Source organism: Methylobacter svalbardensis, assembly GCF_037671525.1.
Lineage (GTDB): Bacteria > Pseudomonadota > Gammaproteobacteria > Methylococcales > Methylomonadaceae > Methylobacter_A > Methylobacter_A svalbardensis.
Map to the genome: position 1 here is coordinate 1 of NZ_JAWPOH010000217.1, position 523 is coordinate 523.

Annotated in this window: 1 protein-coding gene; it reads left to right on the forward strand. The window is 35.6% G+C overall.

The window, feature by feature from the left end; all coding sequences use genetic code 11:
* Nucleotides 1-37: 37 nt before the first annotated feature.
* Nucleotides 38-523 (forward strand): helix-turn-helix domain-containing protein (locus RW114_RS20915; RefSeq protein ID WP_340124647.1); only part of this gene is annotated, 486 nt, incomplete at its 3' end.

The window sequence follows — 523 nt, forward strand, 5'->3', positions numbered from 1 at the left end:
TCCAGAAAATTAATTTCCAAAACAGTAAAAAACTCCTTTGAAGATATACTTATTTCTACTGAAAAAACTTAAAGGAGCACTTAAAATCATAACGCTAAGCTTTTCGAATTCAATTGTACAAAAACTGCAAGAAAACATATTAACAGCTCTGAAATTAAGCAATATTCGTTTATATCGATTAACACAAGCGCTACTCTGGTTTTCTGAAGAAATAGGAGTAAAAGAAATAGCAAAACGGTTTGGGGTAGATCCAAGAACCATTATAAACTGGGTGAAAACCTTTATGTACAAAGGTATTGCTTGGTTAACAAGTCAGCATTATCAAGGCCGTGGACGCAAAGATAAGCTAACTAAAGCGCAGCAAAGTCAATTGGTTGCGTTGATAAAATTAGGGCCTGGAGAGAATGGATTCCATTGTGGAATATGGAACAGTGCCATGATTGCCGAGGTCATCTGGCTTAAATTTGGTGTTCGTTACAACGTGAACTATCTGTCTAGCTTATTAAAAAAGCTGGGTTTAAGT